27 protein-coding genes and 1 pseudogene are annotated in these 26,759 nt (G+C 45.3%); 10 read left to right on the top strand and 18 right to left on the bottom strand.

All coding sequences use genetic code 11. The annotated features are described in order from the left end of the window. Nucleotides 1-155: 155 nt before the first annotated feature. From BIW15_RS05705 to BIW15_RS05695, 3 genes are all read left to right on the top strand, one after another. Nucleotides 156-824: a tellurite resistance TerB family protein gene (locus tag BIW15_RS05705; RefSeq protein WP_021449937.1), complete on the top strand. Its 669-nt coding sequence runs from the start codon at nucleotides 156-158 to the stop codon at nucleotides 822-824. 111 nt (nucleotides 825-935) lie between these two features. Further along, nucleotides 936-1,142, top strand: a complete 207-nt coding sequence (locus BIW15_RS05700) for a YaeP family protein (RefSeq protein ID WP_005391765.1) — start codon at nucleotides 936-938, stop codon at nucleotides 1,140-1,142. Continuing rightward, the gene (locus BIW15_RS05695; RefSeq protein WP_005456636.1) at nucleotides 1,142-1,333 is read left to right on the top strand and encodes a DUF4250 domain-containing protein; all 192 of its coding nucleotides are present in this window, start codon (nucleotides 1,142-1,144) and stop codon (nucleotides 1,331-1,333) included. The genes BIW15_RS05700 and BIW15_RS05695 overlap by 1 nt, the downstream gene beginning before the upstream one ends. A gap of 86 nt (nucleotides 1,334-1,419) precedes the next feature. Here the strand turns inward: BIW15_RS05695 and BIW15_RS05690 are convergent, their stop codons facing one another. Beyond that, complete coding sequence (locus tag BIW15_RS05690; RefSeq protein WP_021447683.1) at nucleotides 1,420-2,784, bottom strand: sodium-dependent transporter; 1,365 nt, start codon at nucleotides 2,782-2,784, stop codon at nucleotides 1,420-1,422. Nucleotides 2,785-3,172: 388 nt separating this feature from the next. On the opposite strand from BIW15_RS05690, the gene BIW15_RS05685 reads away from it, so the two are divergent. Next, the gene (locus tag BIW15_RS05685; protein ID WP_021449938.1) at nucleotides 3,173-5,719 is read left to right on the top strand and encodes an Ig-like domain-containing protein; all 2,547 of its coding nucleotides are present in this window, start codon (nucleotides 3,173-3,175) and stop codon (nucleotides 5,717-5,719) included. Between the two features lie 141 nt (nucleotides 5,720-5,860). On the opposite strand, the gene BIW15_RS05680 is transcribed toward BIW15_RS05685, so the two are convergent. Together BIW15_RS05680 and BIW15_RS05675 are read right to left on the bottom strand one after the other, a co-directional pair. Beyond that, the gene (locus BIW15_RS05680) at nucleotides 5,861-6,604 is read right to left on the bottom strand and encodes a YggN family protein (RefSeq protein ID WP_021449939.1); all 744 of its coding nucleotides are present in this window, start codon (nucleotides 6,602-6,604) and stop codon (nucleotides 5,861-5,863) included. Nucleotides 6,605-6,665: 61 nt separating this feature from the next. Then, nucleotides 6,666-7,145: a GreA/GreB family elongation factor gene (locus BIW15_RS05675; protein ID WP_179115229.1), complete on the bottom strand. Its 480-nt coding sequence runs from the start codon at nucleotides 7,143-7,145 to the stop codon at nucleotides 6,666-6,668. A gap of 76 nt (nucleotides 7,146-7,221) precedes the next feature. Between BIW15_RS05675 and BIW15_RS05670 the strand changes: the two genes are divergently transcribed. Beyond that, complete coding sequence (locus BIW15_RS05670) at nucleotides 7,222-9,147, top strand: ATP-dependent DNA helicase RecQ (protein ID WP_179115238.1); 1,926 nt, start codon at nucleotides 7,222-7,224, stop codon at nucleotides 9,145-9,147. Nucleotide 9,148: 1 nt separating this feature from the next. On the opposite strand, the gene dinB is transcribed toward BIW15_RS05670, so the two are convergent. The 11 genes from dinB to bolA all read right to left on the bottom strand — a co-directional run bounded on the left by dinB (nucleotide 9,149) and on the right by bolA (nucleotide 18,802). Continuing rightward, nucleotides 9,149-10,213: a DNA polymerase IV gene (gene dinB / locus BIW15_RS05665; protein WP_020841182.1), complete on the bottom strand. Its 1,065-nt coding sequence runs from the start codon at nucleotides 10,211-10,213 to the stop codon at nucleotides 9,149-9,151. 122 nt (nucleotides 10,214-10,335) lie between these two features. Further along, nucleotides 10,336-10,569, bottom strand: a complete 234-nt coding sequence (locus BIW15_RS05660) for a DUF2789 domain-containing protein (RefSeq protein WP_005456658.1) — start codon at nucleotides 10,567-10,569, stop codon at nucleotides 10,336-10,338. Nucleotides 10,570-10,745: 176 nt separating this feature from the next. Next, nucleotides 10,746-10,979, bottom strand: a complete 234-nt coding sequence (gene nqrM, locus BIW15_RS05655; RefSeq protein ID WP_005436655.1) for a (Na+)-NQR maturation NqrM — start codon at nucleotides 10,977-10,979, stop codon at nucleotides 10,746-10,748. Between the two features lie 22 nt (nucleotides 10,980-11,001). Further along, nucleotides 11,002-12,006 carry an FAD:protein FMN transferase gene (locus BIW15_RS05650; RefSeq protein ID WP_005494217.1) on the bottom strand — a complete coding sequence of 335 codons (1,005 nt, stop codon included), beginning with the start codon at nucleotides 12,004-12,006 and terminating at the stop codon, nucleotides 11,002-11,004. 155 nt (nucleotides 12,007-12,161) lie between these two features. After that, nucleotides 12,162-13,385: an NADH:ubiquinone reductase (Na(+)-transporting) subunit F gene (nqrF, locus tag BIW15_RS05645; protein WP_005456545.1), complete on the bottom strand. Its 1,224-nt coding sequence runs from the start codon at nucleotides 13,383-13,385 to the stop codon at nucleotides 12,162-12,164. Nucleotides 13,386-13,418: 33 nt separating this feature from the next. Continuing rightward, a complete protein-coding gene (gene nqrE, locus BIW15_RS05640) occupies nucleotides 13,419-14,015 on the bottom strand; it encodes an NADH:ubiquinone reductase (Na(+)-transporting) subunit E (protein WP_005436652.1) in 597 nt (198 codons plus the stop codon). 7 nt (nucleotides 14,016-14,022) lie between these two features. Next, nucleotides 14,023-14,655 (bottom strand): NADH:ubiquinone reductase (Na(+)-transporting) subunit D, encoded by a 633-nt coding sequence (locus BIW15_RS05635; RefSeq protein WP_005456515.1) that lies wholly within the window; start codon nucleotides 14,653-14,655, stop codon nucleotides 14,023-14,025. Then, nucleotides 14,655-15,440, bottom strand: coding sequence for a Na(+)-translocating NADH-quinone reductase subunit C (locus BIW15_RS05630; RefSeq protein ID WP_005456526.1), 786 nt, complete (start codon nucleotides 15,438-15,440; stop codon nucleotides 14,655-14,657). The genes BIW15_RS05635 and BIW15_RS05630 overlap by 1 nt, the downstream gene beginning before the upstream one ends. Further along, nucleotides 15,430-16,674, bottom strand: a complete 1,245-nt coding sequence (locus BIW15_RS05625; RefSeq protein ID WP_005456580.1) for an NADH:ubiquinone reductase (Na(+)-transporting) subunit B — start codon at nucleotides 16,672-16,674, stop codon at nucleotides 15,430-15,432. Before BIW15_RS05625 ends, BIW15_RS05630 begins: the two co-directional genes overlap by 11 nt. 5 nt (nucleotides 16,675-16,679) lie before the next feature. After that, on the bottom strand, nucleotides 16,680-18,020 hold the full coding sequence (locus tag BIW15_RS05620) for a Na(+)-translocating NADH-quinone reductase subunit A (RefSeq protein WP_069540720.1): 1,341 nt from the start codon (nucleotides 18,018-18,020) through the stop codon (nucleotides 16,680-16,682). A 473-nt stretch (nucleotides 18,021-18,493) separates the two neighbouring features. Next, complete coding sequence (gene bolA, locus BIW15_RS05610; RefSeq protein WP_077280671.1) at nucleotides 18,494-18,802, bottom strand: transcriptional regulator BolA; 309 nt, start codon at nucleotides 18,800-18,802, stop codon at nucleotides 18,494-18,496. A gap of 274 nt (nucleotides 18,803-19,076) precedes the next feature. Between bolA and BIW15_RS05605 the strand changes: the two genes are divergently transcribed. From BIW15_RS05605 to BIW15_RS05590, 4 genes are all read left to right on the top strand, one after another. Then, nucleotides 19,077-20,234: a methyltransferase gene (locus BIW15_RS05605; protein WP_077280670.1), complete on the top strand. Its 1,158-nt coding sequence runs from the start codon at nucleotides 19,077-19,079 to the stop codon at nucleotides 20,232-20,234. Nucleotides 20,235-20,270: 36 nt separating this feature from the next. Continuing rightward, a complete protein-coding gene (locus BIW15_RS05600) occupies nucleotides 20,271-20,840 on the top strand; it encodes a YajG family lipoprotein (RefSeq protein ID WP_069497863.1) in 570 nt (189 codons plus the stop codon). Beyond that, nucleotides 20,840-21,385 (top strand): peptidylprolyl isomerase, encoded by a 546-nt coding sequence (locus tag BIW15_RS05595; protein ID WP_005456634.1) that lies wholly within the window; start codon nucleotides 20,840-20,842, stop codon nucleotides 21,383-21,385. The genes BIW15_RS05600 and BIW15_RS05595 overlap by 1 nt, the downstream gene beginning before the upstream one ends. A gap of 71 nt (nucleotides 21,386-21,456) precedes the next feature. Further along, nucleotides 21,457-22,809: an MFS transporter gene (locus BIW15_RS05590; RefSeq protein ID WP_025788978.1), complete on the top strand. Its 1,353-nt coding sequence runs from the start codon at nucleotides 21,457-21,459 to the stop codon at nucleotides 22,807-22,809. Between the two features lie 82 nt (nucleotides 22,810-22,891). Here BIW15_RS05590 and BIW15_RS05585 read toward each other — a convergent pair whose 3' ends face one another. From BIW15_RS05585 to BIW15_RS05565, 4 genes and pseudogenes are all read right to left on the bottom strand, one after another. Next, complete coding sequence (locus tag BIW15_RS05585) at nucleotides 22,892-23,551, bottom strand: ChrR family anti-sigma-E factor (RefSeq protein WP_025509236.1); 660 nt, start codon at nucleotides 23,549-23,551, stop codon at nucleotides 22,892-22,894. Continuing rightward, nucleotides 23,548-24,132, bottom strand: coding sequence for an RNA polymerase sigma factor (locus BIW15_RS05580; protein ID WP_005456530.1), 585 nt, complete (start codon nucleotides 24,130-24,132; stop codon nucleotides 23,548-23,550). Before BIW15_RS05580 ends, BIW15_RS05585 begins: the two co-directional genes overlap by 4 nt. A 41-nt stretch (nucleotides 24,133-24,173) precedes the next feature. Next, a pseudogene (locus BIW15_RS25255) lies at nucleotides 24,174-24,864 on the bottom strand (2-dehydropantoate 2-reductase); the annotation flags it as partial. 92 nt (nucleotides 24,865-24,956) lie between these two features. Then, nucleotides 24,957-25,553, bottom strand: coding sequence for an LON peptidase substrate-binding domain-containing protein (locus BIW15_RS05565; RefSeq protein ID WP_005484933.1), 597 nt, complete (start codon nucleotides 25,551-25,553; stop codon nucleotides 24,957-24,959). 323 nt (nucleotides 25,554-25,876) lie between these two features. Between BIW15_RS05565 and BIW15_RS05555 the strand changes: the two genes are divergently transcribed. After that, nucleotides 25,877-26,668 carry an outer membrane protein OmpK gene (locus BIW15_RS05555; RefSeq protein WP_021449946.1) on the top strand — a complete coding sequence of 264 codons (792 nt, stop codon included), beginning with the start codon at nucleotides 25,877-25,879 and terminating at the stop codon, nucleotides 26,666-26,668. Nucleotides 26,669-26,759: the final 91 nt, after the last annotated feature.

Below are 26,759 nucleotides of genomic sequence, written 5' to 3'. Positions count from 1 at the left end.
AAGGTTTCGATTAAATAAAAGGGTTGGCTTCGGTCAACCCTTTTCTATTGTCCTCAGAAATGACACTGCCCCTAATTTCTTTACTATTCATTTCGTTAATCTTTGGTTCAGCTTGTTGTTTGTACACTGATCTCAACATTTACAGGAGGTCAGTTATGGATTTAAAAAGTCTTCTAAACCAAGCGCTCAACTCTGATTTACTCAAACAAGGTGCTGACGCCCTGGGTAAGCAAACTCAAAACATCAAATCATCATCCAGCTCTAGCCAGTTCAAAACTCTCGGCGCAGGAGCCATCGGTGGTGGATTGATTGGCATGCTTATGGGCTCAAAGAAAAGCAAAAAGATGGCGAAGAAAATGGGTTCTGGCGCGCTTAAAGTCGGTGGAGCGGCAGCACTCGGTGCACTTGCCTACAAAGTGTATAACGATTGGCAAGCTAATCAGAGTGATCAAGGCGTCCATGAACCCTTCGATCCACAAGATAGCAAACACAGCGTATTAATTTTAAAAGCCATGATTGGTGCAGCCAAAGCAGATGGTCATGTCGATGATGTGGAAATGGCCCGAATTGAACAAGCCCTTACAGAAATGGGGGCAGATGAACACGTTCGTCAGTTGGTTCAGCAAGAGTTGCATAAGCCACTTGATCCAGTAGAAATCGCAAGCCAAGCGTCGACACCACAGCAAGCTTCTGAGATCTATTTAGCGTCACTCATTGTTGCCGATGAACAAAACTTCATGGAAAAAGCTTACTTACAAGAGCTGGCTAAGCAGCTTCAGCTTTCTCCTGAAGTGACGTATCAATTAGAAGCGCAGATGCAGTGATTAAAGCTTGTCCAAGATGCACTTCAACTTGAGCCAAAACAACTCTCAGCTTTGAGTTTCAAATCCGCTATGTGTATATTGAGATAAGTTATCATTTAGTGGAAAGAAAACATGCAAGTATACGGCTGTTGTGAATTAGTTCGTGAGCTTTATGCTCAAATTGGTAGCGGCGATCAAGCCTACATCCCTCAAGCAATTTCTTGTGCAGTAAAAGCGCTAAACGATGTTGCGGCGGATGAATCTTTGCCAAAAGAAGTACGTGAGAAAGCGGCGTTTGCGGCTGCAAACCTACTGATTTCAGATTTTGAGGACAAGTAATGAACTTAGCGAACTTTGAATCGATGGACCCAGTCATGCTGATGAGCATCGTCAACATGAAGCTACGTGACGACTTCGGCGGTGATCTGGATAAGCTGGTTGCTTTTTTTGATATAGACCGCGCGGCGCTTGAAGCAAAATTGGCTACGGCAGGGTTTGATTTCTTACCCGAAGCAGGTCAGTTCCGTTAATCACGACGGCAACCCCCAACGAAATTCATGAAAAAGGGCTTGATGTATACATCAAGCCCTTTTCGTTTATGCTGTATCTTTGCTTGTTAACCGAATGAAGCCCAGATCACCGTTGCAACTAATACAGGGCACACAAACTTCACATACGCAGGCCACAATTTACCAAACCAGCCTTGTGTGAATTCAGGACAGCCCTGCTCAAGCTCTTTAATTTTAGAGTTACGATTCCATACCCAACCACCAAACAAGCAGAACAGTAGTGCCGCCGTTGGCTGTAAATACTGAGTTGCAACCGTCGCAACCATGCCAAACAACGCGCCAAAGTTGTACACAATCACTACGCTGAACAGAGCAATAAGACCACCTAGCACCCAGCTAGTCGCACTGCGCTTAGTATTGAAACGTTCACTCACTAACGCCACAGGACACTCTAACATTGAGATGGAAGACGTCAGCGCCGCAATCGTCAGCAATAAGAAAAACACGATTGAGAACAGTTGGCCAAGTAAACCTAAGCTATCAAACATCAGTGGCAATACGGTAAATACCAAGGTGTCTGAGCTCAGTAGAGAACCGTCTTCAGCGTAGATTTGGACACCTTTTTGCATCGCAACAAACATCGCTGGCATCACCACTAACCCTGCAATAAAGGCAACAGCCGTATCGACCAAGGTCACATTCATTGCCATCTTGGGAAGGTTCTCTTTCTTGCTCAAGTAAGAGCCGTAGATCAGCATTGAACAACCACCAATCGTCAGTGAGAAGAAGCCCTGCCCCATTGCAGCAAGAATTAGTTTACGGTCCCATACTTTCTCGAAATCAGGCACCAAGTAATGCTTCAGACCTTCCATCGCGCCGTTTTGCGTCATGATGTAAACAAACAACAAACCGAATAACACGAACAACGCAGGCATTAGACGTGTTGACCATTTCTCGATGCCTTGTTTAACGCCACCTTGCACGATCAAAATGGTAAGTACATAAAATGTAATCGTACCGAACAAGTTGCGCTCTACACTAAAACCTTTTAACCATTGAGTCACCGCTTCCATTCCCATGATGTCGGTAACCGCACCTAGCAAAAAGCAGATCAACCAACCGCCAACAATGGAATAAAACGCTAAGACTGCACTTGGTACACTCAAACCAATCCAGCCCACAATACCGCCAAGCTTTTTGCCAGTCGGGTGATTGGTTAATGCACGCATGCTGTCTACTGGGTTGGCTTGACCATGACGACCAATCGCCATTTCAACCACCAGCATAGGAAAAGCAACGATAAGAATCATCACTAAATAAACCAGCAAGAAGGCTCCACCACCATTACTTGCTGCTTGTGTTGGGAAGCCCCAAATATTACCCAGACCAACCGCAGCGCCGGCGGCGGCTAAGATGAATCCGAGACGAGAGCCAAAATGCTCGCGAGGCTGAGAAGAAGTTTGTTGTGTCATACCACTCACACAAAATATCAATGAACTAGCTAACTAGTACACTATAGCAATATTAACTAATCAACAAGAGCAAGCAGGTCAAATACTCGACAAACGATACAAATGGCAGACATTCAGTTTGTAAATTTTTACATACATCTCATATTCATCATCCCATCATCAAACCGTTATTTGCCATCAAATCGACTGTATCACCACGCAAAAACCACTGATTCATTCATCGTGAAGTGAGCCGAAAAATAATGAGCTCGACTGTAAGAGGCGAATAGTTCCTCGTGATATTGTGTCGAAAAGCAGAATATTGTTCTTCGCTTTTTCCCCCTTATGTCTATTTATCAGCTAGTTATTACTCTGTTCTCATTTATATCCATGACTCAAGGAGAGAAAAATGAAGGTCACTCTACTTCACGGAGCTGTGGTTGCTGCACTCAGTGTTAGCTATCAAGCTCAAGCCTACAACTGTCAAAGCCTGCCTGATTGGGATAGCACTGCGATCTACACCTCAGGCACTCAAGTGAAAACTCAAGGCGCCGCCTATGAGGCCGCTTATTGGACACAAGGTAACGACCCCGTCACCAACTCAGGCTCATGGGAAGCGTGGAAGGCATTAGGTCAATGTGATGGAGGAAACAGTAATCTGTCGCCAACGGTGTCCTTCTCTTCTCCAACGAACAACGCGCAAATTCCTGAAGGCAGCGCCATTACTCTGTTAGCCAATGCGTCCGACGAGGACGGACAGGTCACACAAGTGGAGTTTTTAGCGGGTGACCAAACCGTTGCTATCGTCACCCAAGCGCCATTTGAGGCTTCTTGGACCGCAGCCCAAAGCGTTTCTCAACTCACCGCGATTGCGACAGACAATGAAGGCGCAGTAACCTCCACAACGGTTGCTATCGTCGTTCAGCCTCAAGTAGAGCTGCCGCCACCTAGCATTACTCTCACTAGCCCAACAGGTACGGAAACACTGAGTGTGGGGGATAACCTAACCGTCACTGCTCAAGCTGATGACTTTGATGGCGTAGTTACTCAAGTTGAGTTCTTCGTTAACAACCAATCTGTCGCCATTGATACCAGTGCACCTTACGAATACCAATGGACAGCGAGTGTTGGCACGCACTCATTTAAAGCTCAAGCGACAGATGACTCTAATCTCTCTACCATGAGTCAAGAAGTGGCGCTTGTCGTCACGAATTCAGAAACAGGCACTGGTGGGTGTGCTGATGCTCTACCTTACGTTGCTGGCACGCGTTATGAAGTAGGTACTCTGGTTTCTAATCTTAACCAAAAATATCGTTGTGACGTTGCAGGTTGGTGTTCGTCCGACGCAACATGGGCCTACGAGCCAGGTGAAGGCCTGTACTGGAAAGATGCTTGGACTGGCCTAGGAGCGTGCTCAACACCACCTCAAGTTACCATTACCGCCCCAACTGATGGGCAAGTCGTGCTCGCAGGCAGCAACAACGAAATCACAGCCAACGCAAGCGACTCAGATGGCACGGTTACGCAAGTGGAGTTTTTCGCTAATAACGATCGCTTAGGTGTCGTTACTCAAGCGCCATATTCCGTAACTTGGAACGCCACACTTATTGGCGCTAACCAGCTTAAAGCCGTTGCAACCGATAACGACAACAATACGTCAGAATCTGTTGTGAACGTAAATGTCAGTGATAAAGATTTAGTCATTTCTCTTACTTCGCCTAGCGCAGGTCAAACGGTTGGCTTAGGCAAAAATCTCGCATTAAGCGCCGATGCAACGTCTTTAACTTCAGGCATTAAGCAAGTTGACTTTATGGTCAACGGCGCCGTTGTCGCCACAGATACGACTGCACCTTACTCTGCGAACTGGACACCAGCCGCAATCGGACAGTTTACCGTAAGCGCTCAAGCCGTCGATCTTACCGGAAGCACCGCATTATCTGACGCAGCAGCGGTGACAGTTGTAGAGCAGACAGAAAAACGTCATAAACTGATTGGTTACTGGCACAACTTCGTGAACGGTGCGGGTTGCCCAATCAGACTGGCAGACATGGCTGATGCTTGGGATGTGATTGATATTGCCTTTGCTGAAAACGACCGAAACAGCGATGGCACAGTGCACTTCAACCTGTATTCTGGCGATATTTACAGTGATTGTCCTGCACTCGACCCAACGCAATTCAAACAAGATATGGCAGCATTGCAGGCGAAAGGTAAGAAGTTCGTTCTATCTCTTGGAGGCGCTGAAGGCACTATCACTCTAAACACTGACCAAGACGAAGCGAACTTTGTTTCTAGTCTAACTGGCCTTATCGCTGAATGGGGCTTTGATGGTCTCGATGTGGATTTAGAGAGTGGATCTAACCTAGTACACGGTTCACAAATTCAAGCTCGTCTTGGTCGTGCTTTGCTGAAAATTGAGCAAAACATGGGTAGCGATATGTACCTAACCATGGCTCCTGAACACCCTTATGTTCAAGGCGGTTACGTCGCTTACAGCGGAATTTGGGGAGCGTACATTCCCGTGATCAACGATACTCGCAGCACGCTCGACTTGCTTCATGTTCAGCTATACAATAACGGCGGTCTACCAAACCCGTACCTACCAGGTTCTGCACCAGAAGGCTCTGTTGATATGATGGTCGCTCAATCTAAGATGCTCATCGAAGGTTTTGAACTAGCCGACGGCACTCAGTTTGCGCCATTGCGTGATGATCAAGTCGCGATCGGTTTACCTTCAGGCCCAAGCTCGGCAAACTCAGGTCAGGCTCCGACACAAAATATTCTCAACGCACTAGACTGTTTAACGAAAGGCACATCCTGTGGCACCGTTAAACCAGCGTTTAACTACCCGAATTATGCTGGTGTAATGACGTGGTCTATCAACTGGGATCAGCATGATGGCTTTAACTTCTCAAAACCTGTTGGTGATAAGTTAACTCAGATGAACGCGCAATAAGCGCCTTTAAGCCGGTTAGGTGCGTTTGGTCAAACCCTCGCAACTCGACCAAAAGATGGAACCACTAAAACGAAAAGAGAGTGCCAAACGGCGCTCTCTTTCTTTGTATTTTTAGATGTTGTTTCTACGCGAAGCGATTCATCAAATGGTAAAGACTCGATAGTCTTTCAACTCAGGAATTTTCTTCAACAAATCGTCTTCTTGCCCTGCCATATTGTCCAGAGATTCACATAAGTCTTCCGCTTGTTGCTCCACCTCTTTCGAATGTTCAGCCAGACGCTGCTCAACTTTCGCACTTAATTCTGCCATGCTTTCAGAGAGTGCTGTCAGGTTTAAACCACCCTCTTCTTTCATTTTTTTCGATAAAGCATCGAACGCGCTAGCCAGAAACTCTTTATTAAAAATCTCCTGCGCTTTTTCAAAATCTTTCGTCCAGCCCTGCGTCATCGATTCAAAGCTGTCTGCAGGCAAAATAAAATCACCATCTTTGTAATAACGAGATTGCACATCAGCAAAGAAGTCTTTAACTGCAACTTTTACGTTATCAAACGCGCCCGGCGCATCCAAACTCGCTGCCACATCATCAATGATGTCATTGGCGAGTTCCAAGCCATCACTCGCTAGCTGCTTAGCTTGAGGGATATAGGCATTCATTTTTTCGCGATATGCTTCAATCGCGGCTTTCTGCTCTGCATCGAGTTCAATCAACTCACCTTTGATGAACAAGTTGTTGTCTTCGTCCACGACGGCTTTATCACCAGAAGTCTGGCGAATTTCCAAACTCTGTCCATCCATACGAACTTCATTATGGATGTCCACACGACATTGCGCTGCATAGCCTGTTGCACTAACCATCAGCAATGAAAGTGTAAAAAGTTTCTTCATGTCATTCTCTTATCTTCAAAATAACTTCTGTTAAACATAACACTCAGTTATACATTTGATGTCAGGACACCGTCACGACTTCGTAACAAGTTGTTTTATCGCCAATTTTCATCTCAAACTCTTCGCCTTCCTCTTTGCCAAGTAACGCTCGTCCTAATGGTGATTTCGCTGTTAAGACAAAGACTTCCTGATCTTGCCAAGCCACCGTTAGTCCACCAGAGCACGGACCGATGAAAAAGCGTTTTTCGATATTATTCTCATCGACGAGAACCACATACGCGCCTACACCTATTGGCGCATCCGTAAAGTCGCGAGTAACCATTGAGCGATACTGACGCAATTCGTCCTCGCTCTCTCGTACTCGCATTGCTTGGCCGTGAGCAAGATAAGAAGCCTCTAATGCAAGCGTGTCGTACTTATGCTCGGGCACTGTTTCTTCGTCCGTTGCGGCATCGATGGCTCTTTGGGTGGAAGCGTGTGCAATTCGAAGTTTTTCTTCCAATTGATGAATGATGATTTGGATTAACTCAGCTTTGTTCATACTTTTTGAAGGCGCGCTCAGTAGGCAGGATATGTTAATGTACCCTAGTCTATCACCGAAGAAAGGTTTCCCTAGCATGCAAAGTACCCAGTTACTACAAACGCTTCAATCCGTGTTTGGTTTTGACTCATTACGCCAAGGCCAACAACCAGTTATTGAATCGGTCATGAATGGTTACTCTGCAGCAGCAATATTCCCAACGGGCTCGGGCAAATCTCTTTGTTATCAACTCCCCGCCACCATGCTGCCAAACCTCACTTTAGTGATCTCGCCATTACTGGCACTAATGAAAGATCAGCTGAGCTTTTTGCAAAGCAAAGGGATCGCCGCCGCTTCTATCGATAGCAGCCAAAGCAGAGAAGAAGCGCAACGCGTAATGGTTGGAGTCAAAAACGGTGAAATCAAAATTTTGATGATTTCTGTCGAACGCCTCAAAAACGAGCGCTTTCGCGAGTTCATTCGTCAAGTGCCAATCTCTTTGATGGTAGTCGATGAAGCGCACTGTATCTCTGAGTGGGGACATAACTTCCGTCCGGATTACCTCAAGTTGCCGCAATATCAGCGAGAACTGAACATTCCCCAAACCTTGTTGCTGACCGCCACAGCAACGCCCGCCGTTATTGAGGACATGAAAAATAAGTTCGATATTGCGAGTGACCACATTACTGTAACTGGCTTTTACCGTTCGAACCTCGATATTTCAGTCATCCCTTGCGAAGAGTCCGAAAAGCAAACGCAACTCAACACGATTGTCGCCACAGCCCCTAAACTGCCAACCATCGTTTACGTAACGCAACAGCAAACTGCAGAGCAAGTGGCTAAGTCATTGATCCACATTGGCGTTAACGCTCATGCGTATCATGCAGGAATGAAAAGTGAAGTTCGTGAGCAAATACAACAGCAATTTATGGCGAGCCAAATTGACTGCATTGTGGCCACGATTGCCTTTGGGATGGGTGTCGACAAATCAGACATTCGCCGAGTAATTCACTTTGATCTACCTAAATCCATTGAAAACTATGCACAAGAAATAGGTCGAGCAGGACGCGACGGACAACGCTCTGAATGCATTCTGCTTGGCAATACTTCTGGGCTAACTGTATTAGAAAACTTTGTGTTTGGCGACACGCCTGAGCGCTCTTCGATTAGTTATGTATTGGGTCAAATCAAAGAGCACCAACCTCAGTGGGAAGTCGTGCCACTACGTTTGTCTCGCGAGAGCAATATCCGCCAGTTACCACTCAAGACGCTGTTGGTGTATTTAGAGCTTGCGAAAGTGATCGAAGCTAAGTTTAGCTACTTTGCCGAATATCGATTCAAATTCCTACAAGATCAGCAGTTCATCGTTAACCAATTCCAAGGAGAACGACGCGAGTTTGTAGAAGCCATTTTCACTTGTTCGACCAAAGCGAAAGTATGGTGCCAAGTCGATCTCGATGCTCTTTGGATGCATTATCACTCGGAACGTAGCCGCGTTGTCGCTGCTCTGGATTACTTTCATCAGAATGGTTGGGTTGAACTAGAAAGCAAGCAGCTAACCGATGTGTATTCCGTCTTACCTGAGACACAGAATATCGAAGACATCACGCAGCATCTGTACGAGCTGTTCCAGTCTAAAGAGCGCAAAGACATCGACCGAATTCACGCCATGTTGGGATTGTTCCAATCGTCAGATTGTTTAAGTCATCAATTAGCCAGTTACTTTGCCGACCACAATGCCCCTGCTCACTGCGGTCATTGTTCTGTGTGTCGAGGACAGAGAGCGGCGTTCCCACCTCGGATTTACGACCAACCTGAACCAGCAGTCGCCTCCGCTTGGATTGCAGAGTTTGTCCAACTTTCCCCTTCTGCAATCAGTAACGAAGCCATCGCCCGATTCTTATGTGGCATCAGCACGCCGTTGATCAGCCAACTTAAAGCCTCAAAGCTATCTGGGTATGGTGCATTGGCTAATGTGTCCTTCGAACAGGTACTACAATTAGTTGAAAGTGTTCGGGAATAGATTAAAAGAAGCTGAGTTGGCGAGCTTGCTCTTCTGGCTTGAGCATAACGCTCAAGCCTAAGAGGCGAATTTCACGACCATTTTGACGCTTTAGAATGTCTTTTAGCAACAACTTAAAGTCCTCAAGTTCTAACTGAGGATGAATGTGTTCAATGGTAGTGAGCTGGAAGTCCGCGAACTTTACCTTAATGCCTTGCTTAATGATCGATTTATCTGGACTGGCACGCTCCAGTCGCTTTTCCAGTTCAGGATAAAGTTTCTCTTCGATCACTTGCCAGCACTCATCATAAGTAGAGATGTTTTGGCTAAACGTTCGCTCAACACCAACCGACTTTCTCTCACGCTCGACTACAACTTCTCGATCATCGATACCGTGACTGCGTTTCCACAATGATGCGCCTTGGCGACCGAATTGGCGTAACAGTTCTCGATAGTCGCTATTTTTAATGTCTTCACACAGATAAAAGCCCGCTTGATGTAACTTTTCTAGACTGACCTTACCAACTCCAGGGATTTTTTCTAGTGGTAGCTTATCGACCACTTCTTGAACTTTCTCAGGAGGAATAACAAACTGTCCATTGGGTTTGTTCATATCCGAAGCAACTTTAGCGAGAAACTTAATCGGCGCGATTCCAGCAGATGCCGTCAGGCCCAACTCGTTTCGAATATCATTACGGATAGACTCCGCAATCAGGGTTGCTGAGCCCCTGCACGCTGTCGCATCGGTAACATCTAGGTAGGCCTCATCAAGAGAAAGAGGTTCAATTAAGGAAGTATAACGTTCGAAGATAGCTCGAATTTGCAGTGAGACTTGTTTGTAGACATGCATTCGACCGGGGACAACGAGCAAATGCGGGCAAAGCTGCAACGCACGAGCGGTAGGCATGGCACTACGTACGCCAAACTTGCGTGCTTCGTAGTTACACGTGCTAATGACGCCGCGCTGTTTTTCATGCCCGCCAACCGCAAGCGCTATATCTCGATAATTTGGGTTATCTCGCATCTCGACGGCAGCATAAAAACAATCCATATCGACATGAATAATCTTTCTGATTCGCTCTGACATACCCGACAAAATACTGGTTAAAAATACAGTATAATTCAATTAACGAAGCAAGAAAATGAAAGATTAAAACCACCGCACAGAGAACTTTCTAAAGGGTTGAATTATCTTTTTTTTATCGCGGTTCAATCACGCAACATTACATCGAGCTGATCCACAAGTTCAGCCCAATCAGCATCTTCTTCAATAGCTTGTTTTAAAAATGCGGCCTGAGAACGTGTCCAGAAACTCGCTTCGTGTAAAGGTGCTGATTCACGTTTATGTCGATGCGTATTGACGAAATCTTTAATTTCTTTGGAAGAGCTCCCTAACCCGAGCTGATTGAAAAGATCAGCCATGCCATGTTGATGTAATTCCATTGTGTCCTCCGACTCGAATGAACCTTTATTTGAGTATATACCTCACCCAATTATGCGCCCGTGAAAGTACTAATATTTCACTCTCTATGTAGAAAGCACGGCGCTTTGATACACGCAAAAAATAACCCAGCCGAAGCTGGGTTATAGAAAAATGATAAGCACTCTATGCTTGCGCGTTACGCGATACGGTCTTTTTCCCACGCAGCTAGCTTTTCAGCACGAGCAGCTTCGCGAGCTTCACGCTTCTTGCGCGCGTCACATGGCTCTGGGCAGTTACATACTTTCTCTATGCCGACTGCGCCAAGACCACCACAGCTGCCTTTCACTACTTTCTTCTGGAAGATGTAGCCAACTGCCATCGCTGCGATCACCGCAACAAACACTGCAAATGTAATTAGAAATGTACTCATAAGAACATGCTCACTTCTGATGTTATTTGTTCATGAATGGCTTGTATGCTTCCGAAGCCAGCTCTTTAAAACCATCTTCCGTTTTCACAATCATGAAAACAGGAATGTTATTTTCGTTCGCGATTTCCATGCCTTTTTCTTCGCCTAGCACCATAAGACCCGTTGCTAGACCGTCAGCAGTCATCGACGATTTATCCAATACTGTCACAGACACCACTTTATGATGGATTGGTTTGCCTGTTTGCGGATTGATAATGTGAGAGTATCGCACACCATTGCTCTCAAAGTAATTACGGTAGTCACCACTTGTTGCAATTGCCATGTCACCTGGTTCGATGATCTCTTGAATAGATCGCTCATCAACCGTTGGTTTCTCAATCGCGATTCGCCATGGCACACCTTCTCGGTTGATACCTTTCAAACGCATTTCGCCACCAACTTCGACCATGTAGTTTTTGATCCCTACCGATTGTAGGTAATCAGCAACCACATCAACCCCCCAACCTTTTGCAATCGTTGACAGATCAACATACAAATTAGGAATGTCCTTTGACAGTTTATTGCCATCAACGGTCAGGTGGTGAATCCCAGTGTTTGCCTTACGAGCCGCTAACTCTTCATCAGAAGGCACTACGTCAGGGCGAGCTTCTGGGCCAAAGCCCCAAAGGTTAACCAGAGGACCAACCGTTACATCGAGTGCACCTAAAGTTAGGCCATTGAGACGAACCGCTTCTTTTACTACGGTTGCCGTTTGCGCTGACACTTCGAAAGGCTCACTTGTTTGATGCTGGTTAAAGCGACTCAGCTCTGAGTCTTCACGGTAAGTCGACATTTGATCGTTGACTTCTTCAAGCAGTCGATCGATTTCCGTTTGCAGAGCCTTCGGCGTCGGAATGCCGTCTTGCTCAATGTATTTAATGTTGTAAGAAGTCCCCATTGTAGGACCGCTTAGATGAATTTGATCAGCAGGCTGTTCACAACCAGCCAAAATCAATAGAGAAGCGAATGCAACAAGCCACTTTTTCACTTGTTTACTCCCATTGTTGTTGAATTGATATGGGAAATAGGACCATGTCCGTCAATCCAATTTCCTATAGCAACTGTTGAATATGGTTTTGTATTTCAGAAAAAATAATGGCTAGCCCTTAGAGAGCTAGCCATAAATACAATCACTTGGAGGGATTAACCACCGAAGTCATCTAGTAGGATGTTCTCATCCTCTACACCTAGGTCTTTCAGCATGCCGATAACAGCCGCGTTCATCATAGGTGGACCACACATGTAGTACTCACAGTCTTCTGGAGCTTCGTGATCACGTAAGTAGTTCTCGTAAAGAACGTTGTGAATGAAGCCTGTGTAACCATCCCAGTTATCTTCTGGAAGTGGATCTGACAGTGCACAGTGCCATACGAAGTTGTCGTTCTCAGCCGCTAGGCCATCGAAGTCTTCAACGTAGAACATTTCACGTTTAGAACGTGCGCCGTACCAGAATGACATCTTACGCTTAGAGTGCAGACGTTTTAGCTGGTCGAAGATATGAGAACGCATTGGAGCCATACCTGCACCACCACCAATGAATACCATTTCTGCGTCAGTGTCTTTCGCGAAGAACTCACCAAATGGACCAGAGATAGTACACTTGTCGCCTTCTTTCAAAGACCAGATGTACGAAGACATGATGCCCGGTGGTACGTCTGGGTTGTTCGGCGGCGGAGTTGCGATACGAACGTTAAGCATGATGATACCGTGCTCTTCAGGGTAGTTAGCCATTGAGTATGCACGAATTGTTTCTTCATTAACTTTAGACTCGTAACGGAAAAGATTGAACTTCTCCCAGTCCTCACGGTATTCCTGAGGAATATCGTAGTCCGCGTATTTAACGTGGTGAGCTGGCGCTTCAATCTGGATGTAACCACCAGCACGGAAAGGTACTGATTCGCCATCTGGAATTTGCAGCTTAAGCTCTTTGATGAATGTCGCTTTGTTATCGTTAGAGATAACCGTACATTCCCACTTCTTAACGCCGAAGATTTCTTCTGGTAGTTCGATGTCCATGTCAGTTTTCACTGCCACCTGACACGCTAGACGCTCACCTTCACGAGCTTCACCTTTCGTGATGTGATCAAGCTCAGTTGGTAGGATGTCGCCACCGCCAGATTTAACTTTTACGCGACACTGACCACAAGAGCCACCGCCACCACAAGCAGAAGATACGAATACGCCAGCACCAGCTAGAGCACTCAGTAGCTTACCGCCTGGTTGTGTAACGATCGCTTTATCAGCGTCACCGTTCACAGAAATTGTAATGTCACCTGTTGGTACAAGCTTAGACTTAGCGAAAAGAATCACTAGTACTAGCGCAAGTACGATCAGAGTAAACATCACTACACCAAGAATAATGTCCATTGACTATTCCTTAATTGTTGCGGTTTACCCGACTTACAGTTGAACACCAGAGAAAGACATAAAGCCTAACGCCATAAGACCTACAGTGATGAATGTGATGCCAAGACCACGTAGACCTGGAGGTACGTCAGAGTACTTCATCTTCTCACGGATACCTGCAAGAGCAACAATTGCTAGCATCCAACCCACACCAGAACCGAAACCGTAAACAACAGATTCAGCAAAGTTGTAGTCACGTTGTACCATGAAAGATACACCACCGAAGATCGCACAGTTTACTGTGATCAACGGTAGGAAGATGCCTAGCGCGTTGTACAAAGGTGGGAAGAAACGGTCAAGAACCATCTCTAGGATCTGTACAAGTGCTGCAATTACACCGATAAAGGTGATGAAGTTTAGGAAGCTAAGGTCCACGCCCTCAACTAACGCATTTTCTTTCAGAACTAGGTTGTAAACTAGGTTGTTCACAGGAACAGCGATAGTCAAAACTACCACAACTGCAACACCTAGACCGAAAGAGGTCTTAACTTTCTTAGATACGGCAAGGAAAGTACACATACCTAGGAAGAAAGACAGTGCCATGTTCTCGATGAAAATCGATTTAACTAACAGACTGATGTAATGTTCCATGACGCCCTTACTCCTTCGCTTCTACTTGTTCTGGTTTAAACACACGGATTACCCAGATCAGGAAGCCGATTAGGAAGAATGCAGATGGTGCTAGTAGCATTAGACCGTTAGGCTGGTACCAACCACCGTTGCTCACTAGAGGTAGTACTTCCATACCAAATAGTTTGCCTGAGCCGAATAGCTCACGGAAGAAACCAACAGTGATAAGAACGAAACCGTAACCTAGACCGTTACCAATACCGTCGATTAGAGAAGGTACTGGCGCAGACTTCATTGCGAATGCTTCAGCACGACCCATTACGATACAGTTGGTGATGATCAGGCCAACGAATACTGATAGCTGTTTAGAGATATCGTATAGGTAAGCTTTTAGCACCTGGTCTACCACTATTACTAGAGATGCGATGATCGCCATTTGAACGATGATACGCACACTGTTAGGAATGTGGTTACGGATCAGAGAAACAGAGAAGTTAGACAGAGCAGTTACGAATGTTACCGCTAGTGTCATTACAAACGCCGTTTCTAGTTTAGTTGTTACTGCAAGAGCAGAACATACGCCAAGAACTTGTAGCGCGATCGGGTTGTTATCCAACACCGGCGCCATAATGCTCTTTTTAATGTTTTGTGCGCTAGACATTAGTTCAGACCTCCGTCACGAACTTTTGCTAGGAAAGGACCAAAGCCCATGTCACCTAACCAGAAGTCGAATGTACCTTGAACACCGTTACCAGTTAGTGTCGCACCAGATAGGCCATCAACGCCGTGTTCAGAACCTGCTGGCGCACCACCTTTAACAACCTTGATTGCTGGTTTGTGGTTTTCGTCGAACAGTTTCTTACCAACCCATTGAGCACGCCATGATGGGTTCTCAACTTCACCACCAAGTCCAGGAGTTTCACCTTGCTCGTAGTAAGTGATACCAGACACAGTGTTACCGTCAGTTTCAACTGCAACGAATGCGTACATCATCGACCATAGACCGTTACCGTGAACCGGGATGATAACTTTAGAAACGTCATCACCGTTTTTCACTAGGTATACGATACCCGTGTTAGCACGACGAATGATCTTAGCTTTGTCTTGCTCAGCTGTAAGCTTAATAGACGTCGCGTTGTCTTTCGCTGCTTTACGTTGATCGTAGTTAGCTGCTTTAGAACCATCAGCCGCTTCTTCAACGAATTCGCCTGTTGCGAAATCAACCAAGCGAGGCTCGATGTATTCAGCATATAGCTCAGGTACTTTCTTACCATTTGCTTCAATGCCAGCAACTTCAACAATCTTTGATTGTTTATCTAGGACAGCGTTAGCTTTTTGCTTATCACGCAGACCTACTGCTGCTGTTGATACGATGATTGAACAAACAAGGCTCAACCCGATAACAACACCCAGCGTCTTTTTAATGCTGTCGTTATTACTTGCCATAGCGTGCTAGTCTCCGCTTGATGTTCTTCTCAATTACTACATGGTCGAACAGAGGTGCGAATAGGTTCGCGAATAGAATCGCCAGCATCATACCTTCTGGGTACGCTGGGTTAACTACACGGATCATCACACACATTGCACCGATTAGGATGCCGTACCACCATTTACCTTTGTTAGTAAATGAAGCTGATACTGGGTCTGTAGCCATGAAGAACATACCGAATGCAAAACCACCTAGAACTAGGTGCCAGTGCCATGGCATGTTGAACATTGGGTTGGTGTCAGAACCGACCACGTTAAACAGTGTCGATACTGCAATCATACCGATCATTACACCCGCAATGATGCGCCATGAAGCGATTCGCATGTAAACGATCATCGCTGCACCGATCATTAGGGCAAGAGTCGATACTTCACCAATTGAACCAGGGATGTTGCCGATGAAAGCATCCATCCAAGTGATAGGAGCGCCAGTGATGTTGTTGATCAACGCGCCGCTACCGCCGTGAGCCCATTGGCTAAGAGCAGTTGCACCAGAGAAGCCATCAGCTGCAGTCCAAACTACGTCACCCGAGATTTGCGCTGGGTAAGCAAAGAATAGGAAAGCACGACCTGCAAGTGCAGGGTTAAGGAAGTTGCGACCTGTACCACCGAAGATCTCTTTAGCAACAACAACACCAAATGTAATACCTAGTGCCGCTTGCCATAGAGGTAGCGTTGGTGGAACGATAAGTGCGAAAAGAATAGAAGTTACAAAGAAACCTTCGTTAACTTCGTGCTTACGCACCATACAGAAAAGCACTTCCCAGAAACCACCAACAAGGAATACTGTTGCGTAGATTGGTAGGAAGTACGTCGCACCTAGTAGCATCTTACTGCCGACGCCTGCATCAGCAGAAATCGATCCGCCTAGCATCTCAGTCAGCCAGTAGTGCCAGTTACCTGCGATAACTGTCGCTAGTTGATCACCAGCGTACATGTGGTTTAGAGCTGCAATAGCTTGGCCACCTGCGTTGTACATACCCCAGAACATTGCTGGGAATACCGCAAACCAAACCATGATCATGATACGTTTTAGGTCAACGCTATCACGAACGTGTGAGCTTTTCTTTGTTACTAGACCTGGCGTGTAGAAAACTGTAGCGACAGCTTCGTACAGGGCAAACCATTTTTCATGTTTACCACCAGGCTCAAAGTGATGCTCGATGTCTTCAAGAAACTTTTTAAGAGCCATGGAAATTACCCTTCCTTCTCGATCTTATCTAGGCATTCACGAAGTAGTTGACCGTACTCGTACTTACCAGGACAAACAAAGGTACACAATGCCAAATCTTCTTCGTCTAGCTCTAGAGCGCCCAGTGCTTGAGCACTGTCACTATCGCCCGCGCATAGATCGCGAAGTAGCAAAGTAGGTTCCATATCTAATGGCATTACGCGTTCGTAGCTGCCGATTGGAACCATTGAACGGTCACTACCATTAGTCGATGTTGTCATGTTGAACAACTGACCTTTGAATAGGTGACCAAGGAATGAGCGAGTTACTGAGAACTTGTTCTTACCAGGCATAGCCCAGCCGAGCAGTTCTTTTTCACGGCCTTCGCGTAATACAGAAACCTGCTGATGGTAACGGCCAAGGTACGCGTGTGGACCTGTAGCGTGAGTACCTGTTAGTACTGAGCCAGAGATCACACGAACTTCGCCAGGCATCAGTTCGCTATCTGTTAGGTCGTCAAGGCTAGCACCCACTACGGTACGAACCAGACGTGGGTTATTCACCACTGGACCCGCTAGAGAGATAACACGGTCTGTGTATAGCTCACCTGTTAGGAACAGCTTACCGAACGCGATAACGTCTTGGTAGTTGATGCTCCAAGCCACGTTTTCTGCATTTACTGGGTATAGGAAATGCATGTGGGTGCCAGCAAGACCTGCTGGGTGAGGGCCATCGAAGACGTGTTCTTCTACGTTAGACTGAGAAGAGCGTGGCAAGCTAGTGCCAGATTTACATACGTAAACCTTGCCTTCTGTCAGGGCTGAAAGAATGTCTAGACCGGCAATGAATGCTTCTTGTTGTTCGTTAATGATCAACTCAGGCTTAGCTGCAAGAGGATTAGTATCCATTGCAGTTACGAAAATAGCCTTAGTAGCAGACTCGATTGCTGGAACCTTGCTAAACGGACGAGTACGTAAAGCGGTCCAAAGGCCAGATTCAACCAGTTGAGTCTTGATCACTTCGCGATCTAGACCAGATAGTTGAGCGGCTTCGAACTTATCGAATGTCACCTGCTCTTCACCTGCCACTTCAATCACTACAGATTGAAGGACACGTTTAGCGCCACGGTTAACTTCGATCACTTTACCGGCTGCTGGTGCAGTAAATTTCACGCCAGGGTTCTTCTTGTCTTCAAAAAGAATTTGCGCTTTTTTCACTTCATCACCAACGCGGACATGCATGGTAGGACGCATGCCAACGTACTCTTCGCCAAGCAAGGCGACTTTTTTGATGGTCTTACCATCATTAATCACCTGGGATGGAGTTCCTGCGATAGGAAGATCCAAGCCCTTCTTTATTGTAATCATACGCACTTGCACTACTTTTATCGGGAAAAAGATTCTTTTGATTGCGTAACTTTTAGACACGACATCAGTGTCCGGTTTTGATGTTGTTTAAAACATCAAAATCGCAACATCCTATTAAAAATCTCGTCACATGAAATATGAGAGATTTATCAGGTGCGGTAGTCTAGCATTTTTTAGGAACTTGATGCCATGACCAATCATCAGAATAGAGGGGTAATTTCGATAGAATCAGGTCTAAAAGGTCAAATATTAGTCATAACTTTGACCGAACGCACAAATGACATATTCCACACATATCTTATGGAAATGAAATATTCACAGCCTGAAATATGCTTTAATTTATATTCATTTGTTGAAACGCTGTTAACACATTTTTTAACCAACATTTGTGCCACATTTTTGTCCCACACAAAATGTAAAACAAAAAAAGATGGCCTGAGCCATCTTTCTAAAAACGTCTGGTTTGAAAGGGGTTAACGCCCTCCTCCCATACACATTGGACTGTCTGGTGCACCATTTTGCTCACATTTCCACTCTTCCTCGGTGTAAGTATGGATCGCAAGCGCGTGAATATGATTATCTAGCTCATCGGCAAGAATTTGATGAACTTGACGGTGACGGCCAATCAATCTCTGACCGGCAAATAAGTCACTCACAACAATGACTTTAAAGTGACTTTCCGAGCCAGGCGGCACATTGTGCATGTAACTTTCGTTGATAACTTTTAAGTAGCTTGGTTGCAGCTCACTATGTAACTTCTTCTCTATGATTTCTTGGATCATATTCTTTCCTCAATGATGCAAATGCCATAAGTATATACCCAACTCCTAAAGAGGTGGAGACTTGATACTCTTTCCATTTTGCGACTTTGTTTCGCGTTAATACTGGCAAAGGTTCAGCCCATTCAGCACTGATGCGTTTAAAGCACGAGCCACAAGCTTGCCACTTTACGCTATTTCGGCGAGTTAAATAGAAAATTTGACAGCTTTTTGTATCTACGTAAGCCATCATTTGCGACAATAATCACTAGTTTATTGAATCAACCTACGTTTACTTATGAAAACCGAATTGAATCTTCACGGTAGAAGCCTCACGCTTCATCGTTTTCCTAAGCGTTCTAACGAAACGCTTCAAGCTTGGGATGCGGGTGATGAGTACCTGATCAATCACGTCGAAGAAATGGCATTACCCGACCATCAAAACATCGTTATTATCAATGACAACTTTGGTGCCCTCGCTTGCTGGTTTTCTGAAAAACATCATGTCACTTTTATGAGCGATTCTTTCGTCTCTCACAAAGGTGCTCAAAAAAATCTTGAAGACAATCAATGTAATAAAGTGGCATTTCTGACCACAATGGACAGTATTCCTGCGAATACAGATCTTGTGTTAGTCCAGCTGCCTAAAAGTAATCGTCATCTTGTTTGGATCTTGAGCCAACTTCGCAAGATGCTTCCAACCGCTTGCCCTGTTATTGCTGTAAACAAAGCCAAAGAAATCCATACGTCTACATTAAAATTGTTCGAAAAATACCTTGGAGAGACTAAAACGTCACTGGCGTGGAAAAAGCATCGACTGGTCTTTTCTCAGGCCGATGCAGAACCAAGAATTGAAGTAGATCCAATCACGGCTTGGGATGTCGAAGGTGAACACATTCAGCTTAAAAACCTGCCAAATGTCTATTCAGGAGAAAGCTTAGATTTAGGTGCGCGTTTTATGCTGCAACATATTCCTCAAGACGCCTCAATCAACCACATTATCGATTTGGGATGCGGTAACGGCGTCTTATCGGTAAAAGCAGGTCGACTCAATCCAAATGTAAGACTGACTTGCGTTGATGAAAGCTTCATGGCGCTTGAATCTGCCAAGCAGAACTTATTGGATAACTTGGGCGAAGGTCGCGACATTCAGTGCGTGGCCAATAACTGTTTGGATGGATTCAAACCTGACAGTTGCGATTTAATCATGTGTAACCCACCGTTCCATCAGCAACAAGCCATTACCGATCATATAGCATGGCAAATGTTCTGTGATGCAAAACAAATTTTGAACCAAAATGGCAAGTTACTCGTCATAGGAAACCGTCACCTCGGCTACGATGCCAAGTTGAAACGTCTGTTTGGCGATAAGAATGTGAAACTCATCGCTTCTAACAATAAGTTCGTGATTTTACAGGCAACAAAAAATCCTGCTAAATTAAGCGCAAAACAATAGAGCTCTCCGAGCAAAATGTTTACAAGGAACAATAAAATGAAAAAACTGTTACTCGCGGCTTCGGTTGCATTGCTTGCTGCATGTTCAGCGCCACAACAACCGCAACTGAACCTAATGCCTGAAAGCACCTTGAGCACCAATCCTATTGTACAAGGCAAAACATACAGCTTGACCAGCAAAGACGTGCGCGCAGCGCAGTACGTAGCTTTGGTTGATAACGGTCGTTCAAACATTCTACCGCTTCATGCGAAACAAAACTTACGCATTGCATTAGAAGAAGCTTTAGAGAAACAGTTCTCATCTCAAGGTTTCCACTCTGATTTAAACAGCAACAACGCAATTGAACTGAATGTTCAAGAAGCGCTAGTGAACGTCAAACATTCCGTGATGGAAAACCAAATGGATGCCAAAGTGATACTAGAGATCACAGCAGAAACACCACAAGGCAAATTGGTGAAAACCTATACAGGCACTGCAAAACGCTCTGGCACTTTAAGCGCTTCAGATTCTGATATTGAAGAAACACTGAATGATGTAGTGACGTTAACGCTTAGAGAAATTGCTAACGACCCAGAGCTTCGTCAGTACATGCAGGAGCGTTTCTAATGTTACGCAAAGCGATTCTTTCTTTAGCATTACTTAGCTGCAGTGTTTGGGCAGGGCCAAAAGTGGCGTTTGAAACAACGTTAGGTTCATTTACCGTCGAGCTGAATGAAGAAAAAGCGCCAATCACAGTGGCTAACTTTCTGAAATATGTCGAAGACGGCAGCTACGAAGGTACGATTTTCCATCGTATTATTCCAGGATTCATGGCACAAGGTGGCGGCTTTAACCAAGACATGCAGATGGTGAAAACATACGCGCCAATCAAAAATGAAGGAAACAATGGTCTGAACAATGACCGTGCAACCATCGCAATGGCACGCACCAATGCACCAGACTCTGCAACTCGCCAATTTTTCGTCAACCTCGTCGACAATGACTTCCTAAACTATGGCGCTCGCCCACCTGGTTATGCGGTATTTGGTGAGGTGACTGAAGGATTCGACGTTATCGAAAAAATGGCACAGCAGCCGACCACTACAGTAGGTCGAATGCGTGATGTACCAGAGACGCAAATCGTCATTACTAAAGCAACGCTACTCAAATAGCCAAATCCATAAGCCCTTTGAATATTCGAAGGGCTTTCTCGTTCCATGGCTTCATTTTATTGGATTGATTTATGTCTTCATTACCTTCCATCACTTGGTTGGAAACGGTAAAAAGTTACCTTGATAAGCGACTCATGTGGGTTTTCATGTTGGGCTGCTCTAGCGGCTTTCCATGGGTTCTTATCGGCTCAAACATGTCTGGTTGGCTGAAAGACGCTGGCTTGACCCTTTCCGCAATCGGCTATTTTGGTAGTGTCTTTGCGGTCTATGCGATCAACTTTCTGTGGGCTCCCTTGGTCGACCGAGTGAAGTTACCGCTGTTGTATCCTCTGCTTGGACAAAGACGCAGTTGGATCTTTTTCTGTCAAAGCATTGTGCTAGTTGCCACATTATTCATTGCAGGGGTCAATCCTGCGGAAAATCTCATTTTCGCCTCTCTGCTCGCCTTGTGTATTGCAACGGCATCGGCAACACAAGACATCGCCATCGACGCTTTCCGAATTGATACTTTTCCAAAATCGGAAGAATCTAAGTTGCCACAAGCTTCGGCTATGGCAGTCATCGGATGGTGGACAGGCTACTCATTGCCGGGATACTTGGCGTTTGTTAACGCCGATACTATCGGCTGGAACGGTGTGTATTACGGTATGGCAGCCGTTGTTGTGGTACTCATGGTGTTCACTTTGTTAGTGGGCGAACCAGTCACACAACGTGAAAAGCTCCAATCCGAAGCGGAACAAAGACACAAAGAAGTCGTCGGTTCAAAACTTGTGGCGTGGTTTACGGTCACCGTTGTTGAGCCTTTCCTCGATTTCTTCAACCGCAATGGTGTTCGCGTCGCGATAACCCTGTTGCTGTTTGTCTTCTTATTTAAGATTGGCGAAGCATTCCTGGGCCGCATGTCGATTGCTTTCTACAAAGACATTGGCTTTAGCAACGAACAAATTGGCTACTACTCGAAGTTGATCGGATGGGGAGCCACCATCTTCTTTACTCTCGTTGGCAGTATGTTCAATGTGAAGTTTGGTATCGTGCGCGGTTTGATGATTGGCGGCATTGCTATGTCAGCGAGTAACTTGATGTTTGCTTGGATAGCGTCTGTTGGCCCTAACGAGCATCTGTATTTAGCGACCATCATCGTTGATAACTTTACGACGGCATTTTCCACCGTGGCCTTTGTCTCGTTTCTGACTCTCTTAACCGGGCAAGCGTTCTCTGCCACTCAATATGCATTGCTTGCGTCGCTAGGAAACTTTGGACGAACCACGCTAGCGTCATTCAGCGGTGAATTGGTTGACTACCTAAATGACTGGAGCACGTTTTTCATTCTCACAGCCGTAATGGTGGTCCCAAGCTTGATCATGTTGTATTCACTGCGTCATTACTTTACGGATCTTTTGGAAAAAGCGCGGCATAAGCACTAACGACCGCAAATTTGCGCAAAAGTAATAATAAACCACCGCACAATACGGTGGTTTTTTCTATACAAAACGCGGCGTTCGAAGCTTACGGGTAAAGCCCTTTGCCAAACAAGTTGAAGATTCGTGCAACACCTTGCGTGAAAATCATTGGCTCAGTGAGCACCGTTAAACACAAACAGTCTTCACCTTCCTGAGTAAATGGGCTGTGTTTGACTGAGGCATCACGTATCATCAAGTCGCCTTCTTCATACTGCCCGTCTTCATCGCTAAATCCACCATGCAGAACCAGTGTGGATTCCAACCCTCTGTGCGTGTGTTGCGGGATTTGTACATTTTCGCCGATGTACATCAGACTCACTCGAGCATCTTCACCCAAATCAATTTGTGCACTGAAAACTTTCCCACCGTAGCTTCGCCACGATCCCACCAAATCAGAAAAGCGCACTAACGTTTTTGGAAGCTCGAAGCTTTTACCTGCGACATTGACGAAAGCTGTATCTTGAATCACCACATTGTCGTTCACAGGTTCTGCGTTAATAATGTCATTAAACATGTCATCAAACTCAGGTGAATACTCTAATGGACTTTCACTCACTGTGTTTGCTTGACTTGCTTCTACTTGGTTTACATACGCTCGGCACTTTGAGCACGTCTCTAAATGTGTGGCGACCACAAGACCAGAAACCGCATCAATGCTGCCCGAAGCGTATGCTTCTAACAAGTTGTTATCTGGATGTTTGTTCATAGTTGCTCCGTATGCATTGAGTGCCTTAACTTTTCTACTGCGAGTCTTAACCGAGACTTCACCGTACCTAGCGGTATGTCAAAAAGTTCCGCAACTTGCTGATGTGGCAGCTCTTCGAGATAAACCGCTTGCAATACGTCTCTCTGATTTTTAGGCAAAATATCAAGAAACTTCACCACCTGTTCCTTCAACATGTCTTGTTCTGGAGAATAATGATCAACCAAATCTGGCGGATAATATTCCGATGGCCAAATGTCATCAGAATGGATGTGAAGCTCTTTACCCTTTTGTTTTCTGAGTAAGTCAAAACACAAGTTGCGGATAATCGTGTATATCCACGTCGATAACGCACTCTTCTTTCCATCGTAAAGATGAGCTTTTTGCCAGACCGTTGCCATGGTTTCTTGAACCATCTCCATAGCAACTTGCTCATTACCAACGTGCTTGTAGGCAAACTGTTTTAGCTTGGGTGCATAAAAACGGAATACGAACGCAAAAGCCTCTCTATCTTTGGCTTTTACTTTATCCATGTAAGCGTTCCATTCATTTCGCCCCAATTTTTGTGGGCTATCACTCATCATAATCAGCCTTTACTATAGGGAGGCTCTCACGTCCCTTCTTCCTAATCGGTGATGTCATCAACGAGAAGATTGAAGCCACCATTGTTTCCGTCATCAATAGCAACCACTTGGTAGACAACACCATTCATTAAGTCTACTGGTAGCGAATCGACCGCGTCAGGGTTGCCTGCGACGGTGACGGTGACAGTTACGTAGTAAGTGCCTGCCGCAACATACAATCCTTTCGCACTTTCTTTATACGCAAAGTTTGTGATGGTTGGATCACTGCCCTCTATCCCTACTGACGTTGTGAGGTAGATATCAACCATCTCTGCTACTGGGTTGGCTGCCGCATGAGTCACGTTTAACGTCGCACTGGTTGCCACCGCTCTTCTCATGTCTTCACCATTAAAGACTCTATCGCAATAAAAGGGCTTACAACTCCGACAGCATATACGCTGTCATCTTTCCCGCCATCAACCCTTAGTCCATCAACATCAATTATCGGATGACTCGTAGTGCCATCGACAAGATGCCCTACTCGAACTTAGCTTGGTTTCCTGTGATTTCAATTATAGAAGAGGAGGAACCATCAAGAACGAGGTGCTTAACTGGTAAAGAGCTACTTGAATCACCAGTATTAATAGCAGCAATGGTCAAATTGGAGTTAGCAGAAAGCGCGACTGCACCCGAATCAAAAACAACGGAGTCGCCCACGATTAATCTAACTTGATAGTCTCCTGCTGGAATGTTCGATTGTGTCAGTGTCTGATGAACCACAAGCGGCTAAACCTAAAGCCATTGCCAATATTGCAGCGGCTCTGCTCAGACTCAGCTCAATCCTTTCATATCCTTGCCTCTTTGTTAGTCGGGGCTTCTATGGCTTCTGACAGAAATTGCAACGCAGGAATACAGTCCTCTGCGCCAACGAGCTGTTCGAACAGATTGCAGTCTAAAGGAAGTAATTCAAGCCAGCGCTGGGTAACCCAAGCTGAGTCATCGTAAAAACGATGCTGGTAAAGGTTTCCAAGTTGCGGAAACTCTTCATAAATATGGGATAACTGCTGGCTTAAATAGAAAAAATCTGGTGAGTTGTCTGGATGTTGCCAATTGTCTAACCATTCGACTTCTGCATGGCGTAAACCATCCGAGTCCGCACGAACTCGTTTGATAACAAAGCGTTTCTCACCAGCGACTGTAATACCAAGAAGACCATCACTGAGTGTTTCAAAATCAACGATCCTGACCAAAGTTCCGATAGATGAAACATTTCCCACGTCTTTAGGGTCACCCTCGCTTCCTACTAGGCAAACACCAAACCCCACATTTTGCAGACTACACTCTTTCACCATACGCTTATATCTAGGTTCAAAAATACGCAGATTCATCTTGCCTTCGGGTAGTACAACCGAGGTGAGCGGGAATAACATGACTTCTTTCATTCAAACGTCCTCTTTGGTTCTCCGATTCATACGAACGCCTTATCACTCGGATCACTAACGATTTGTGTTGGTTAATCGACTGGCTTAAAAAGTCATAAAATCGCTTACGCAAACGATCTAAATCACATATTTATTGCAAGTTAATGCAACAAACAAAAAGTTCCGTAAATAAAGATAAGTTCGTGACACACCTCACTAAAAACGTTCATTTTTGCACCCTTTATCACTTTCATTTGCGATTTTTATCGCTATTATTCCCGCCAATTGGAAAGCGCAGCACAGATTGCGTGTTCTGAATCATTACAAACATAGAGAGTCCCCTTATGCGTAAATCACTTTTAGCTCTTAGCCTTCTAGCGGCTACATCAGCTCCAGTATTAGCTGCAGATTACTCTGACGGCGATATCCACAAAAACGATTACAAGTGGATGCAATTTAACCTAATGGGTGCATTCAACGAACTTCCTGGTTTCCCTGATGGTTCGAACCACGACTACCTAGAAATGGAATTCGGCGGCCGCTCTGGTATTTTCGACCTTTACGGTTACGTTGACGTATTCAACCTAGCTTCTGACCCAGGCAGCGATAAATCTGGCAAAGAAAAAATCTTCATGAAGTTTGCTCCACGTATGTCTCTAGATGCTGTAACTGGTAAAGACTTGTCTTTCGGCCCAGTTCAAGAACTATACGTTTCTACTCTAATGGAGTGGGGCGGTGCTTCTGAAGTTAACTCACAAAAAATCGGTCTAGGTTCTGACGTGATGGTACCTTGGTTAGGTAAAATCGGTCTAAACCTATACGGTACTTACGATAGCAACAAGAAAGATTGGAACGGTTACCAAATCTCGACTAACTGGTTCAAACCATTCTACTTCTTCGAGAACGGTTCATTTATTTCTTACCAAGGTTACATCGACTGGCAATTTGGTATGAAAGATGAGTACTCTTCATCTAGCTACGGCGGTGCTATGTTCAACGGTATCTACTGGCACTCTGATCGCTTTGCTGTTGGTTACGGTCTAAAAGGCTACAAAAACATCTACGGTATCAAAGAAGTTAATGGTGTAGATTCAACTGGCTTCGGTCACTACATCGCAGTAACTTACAAGTTCTAATTGAACCGATAAGTTTCCTCAAAAATGGCGCCAATTGGCGCCATTTTTATTTGCTTTCCTCTCTCCCCTCATTATCCTTGCAGCAAACCTT

Source organism: Vibrio sp. SALL6, from assembly GCF_002002385.1.
Taxonomy (GTDB): domain Bacteria; phylum Pseudomonadota; class Gammaproteobacteria; order Enterobacterales; family Vibrionaceae; genus Vibrio; species Vibrio parahaemolyticus.
The sequence above is the reverse complement of the archived record's forward strand: the minus strand, read 5'-3'. Positions and strand labels throughout refer to the sequence as shown.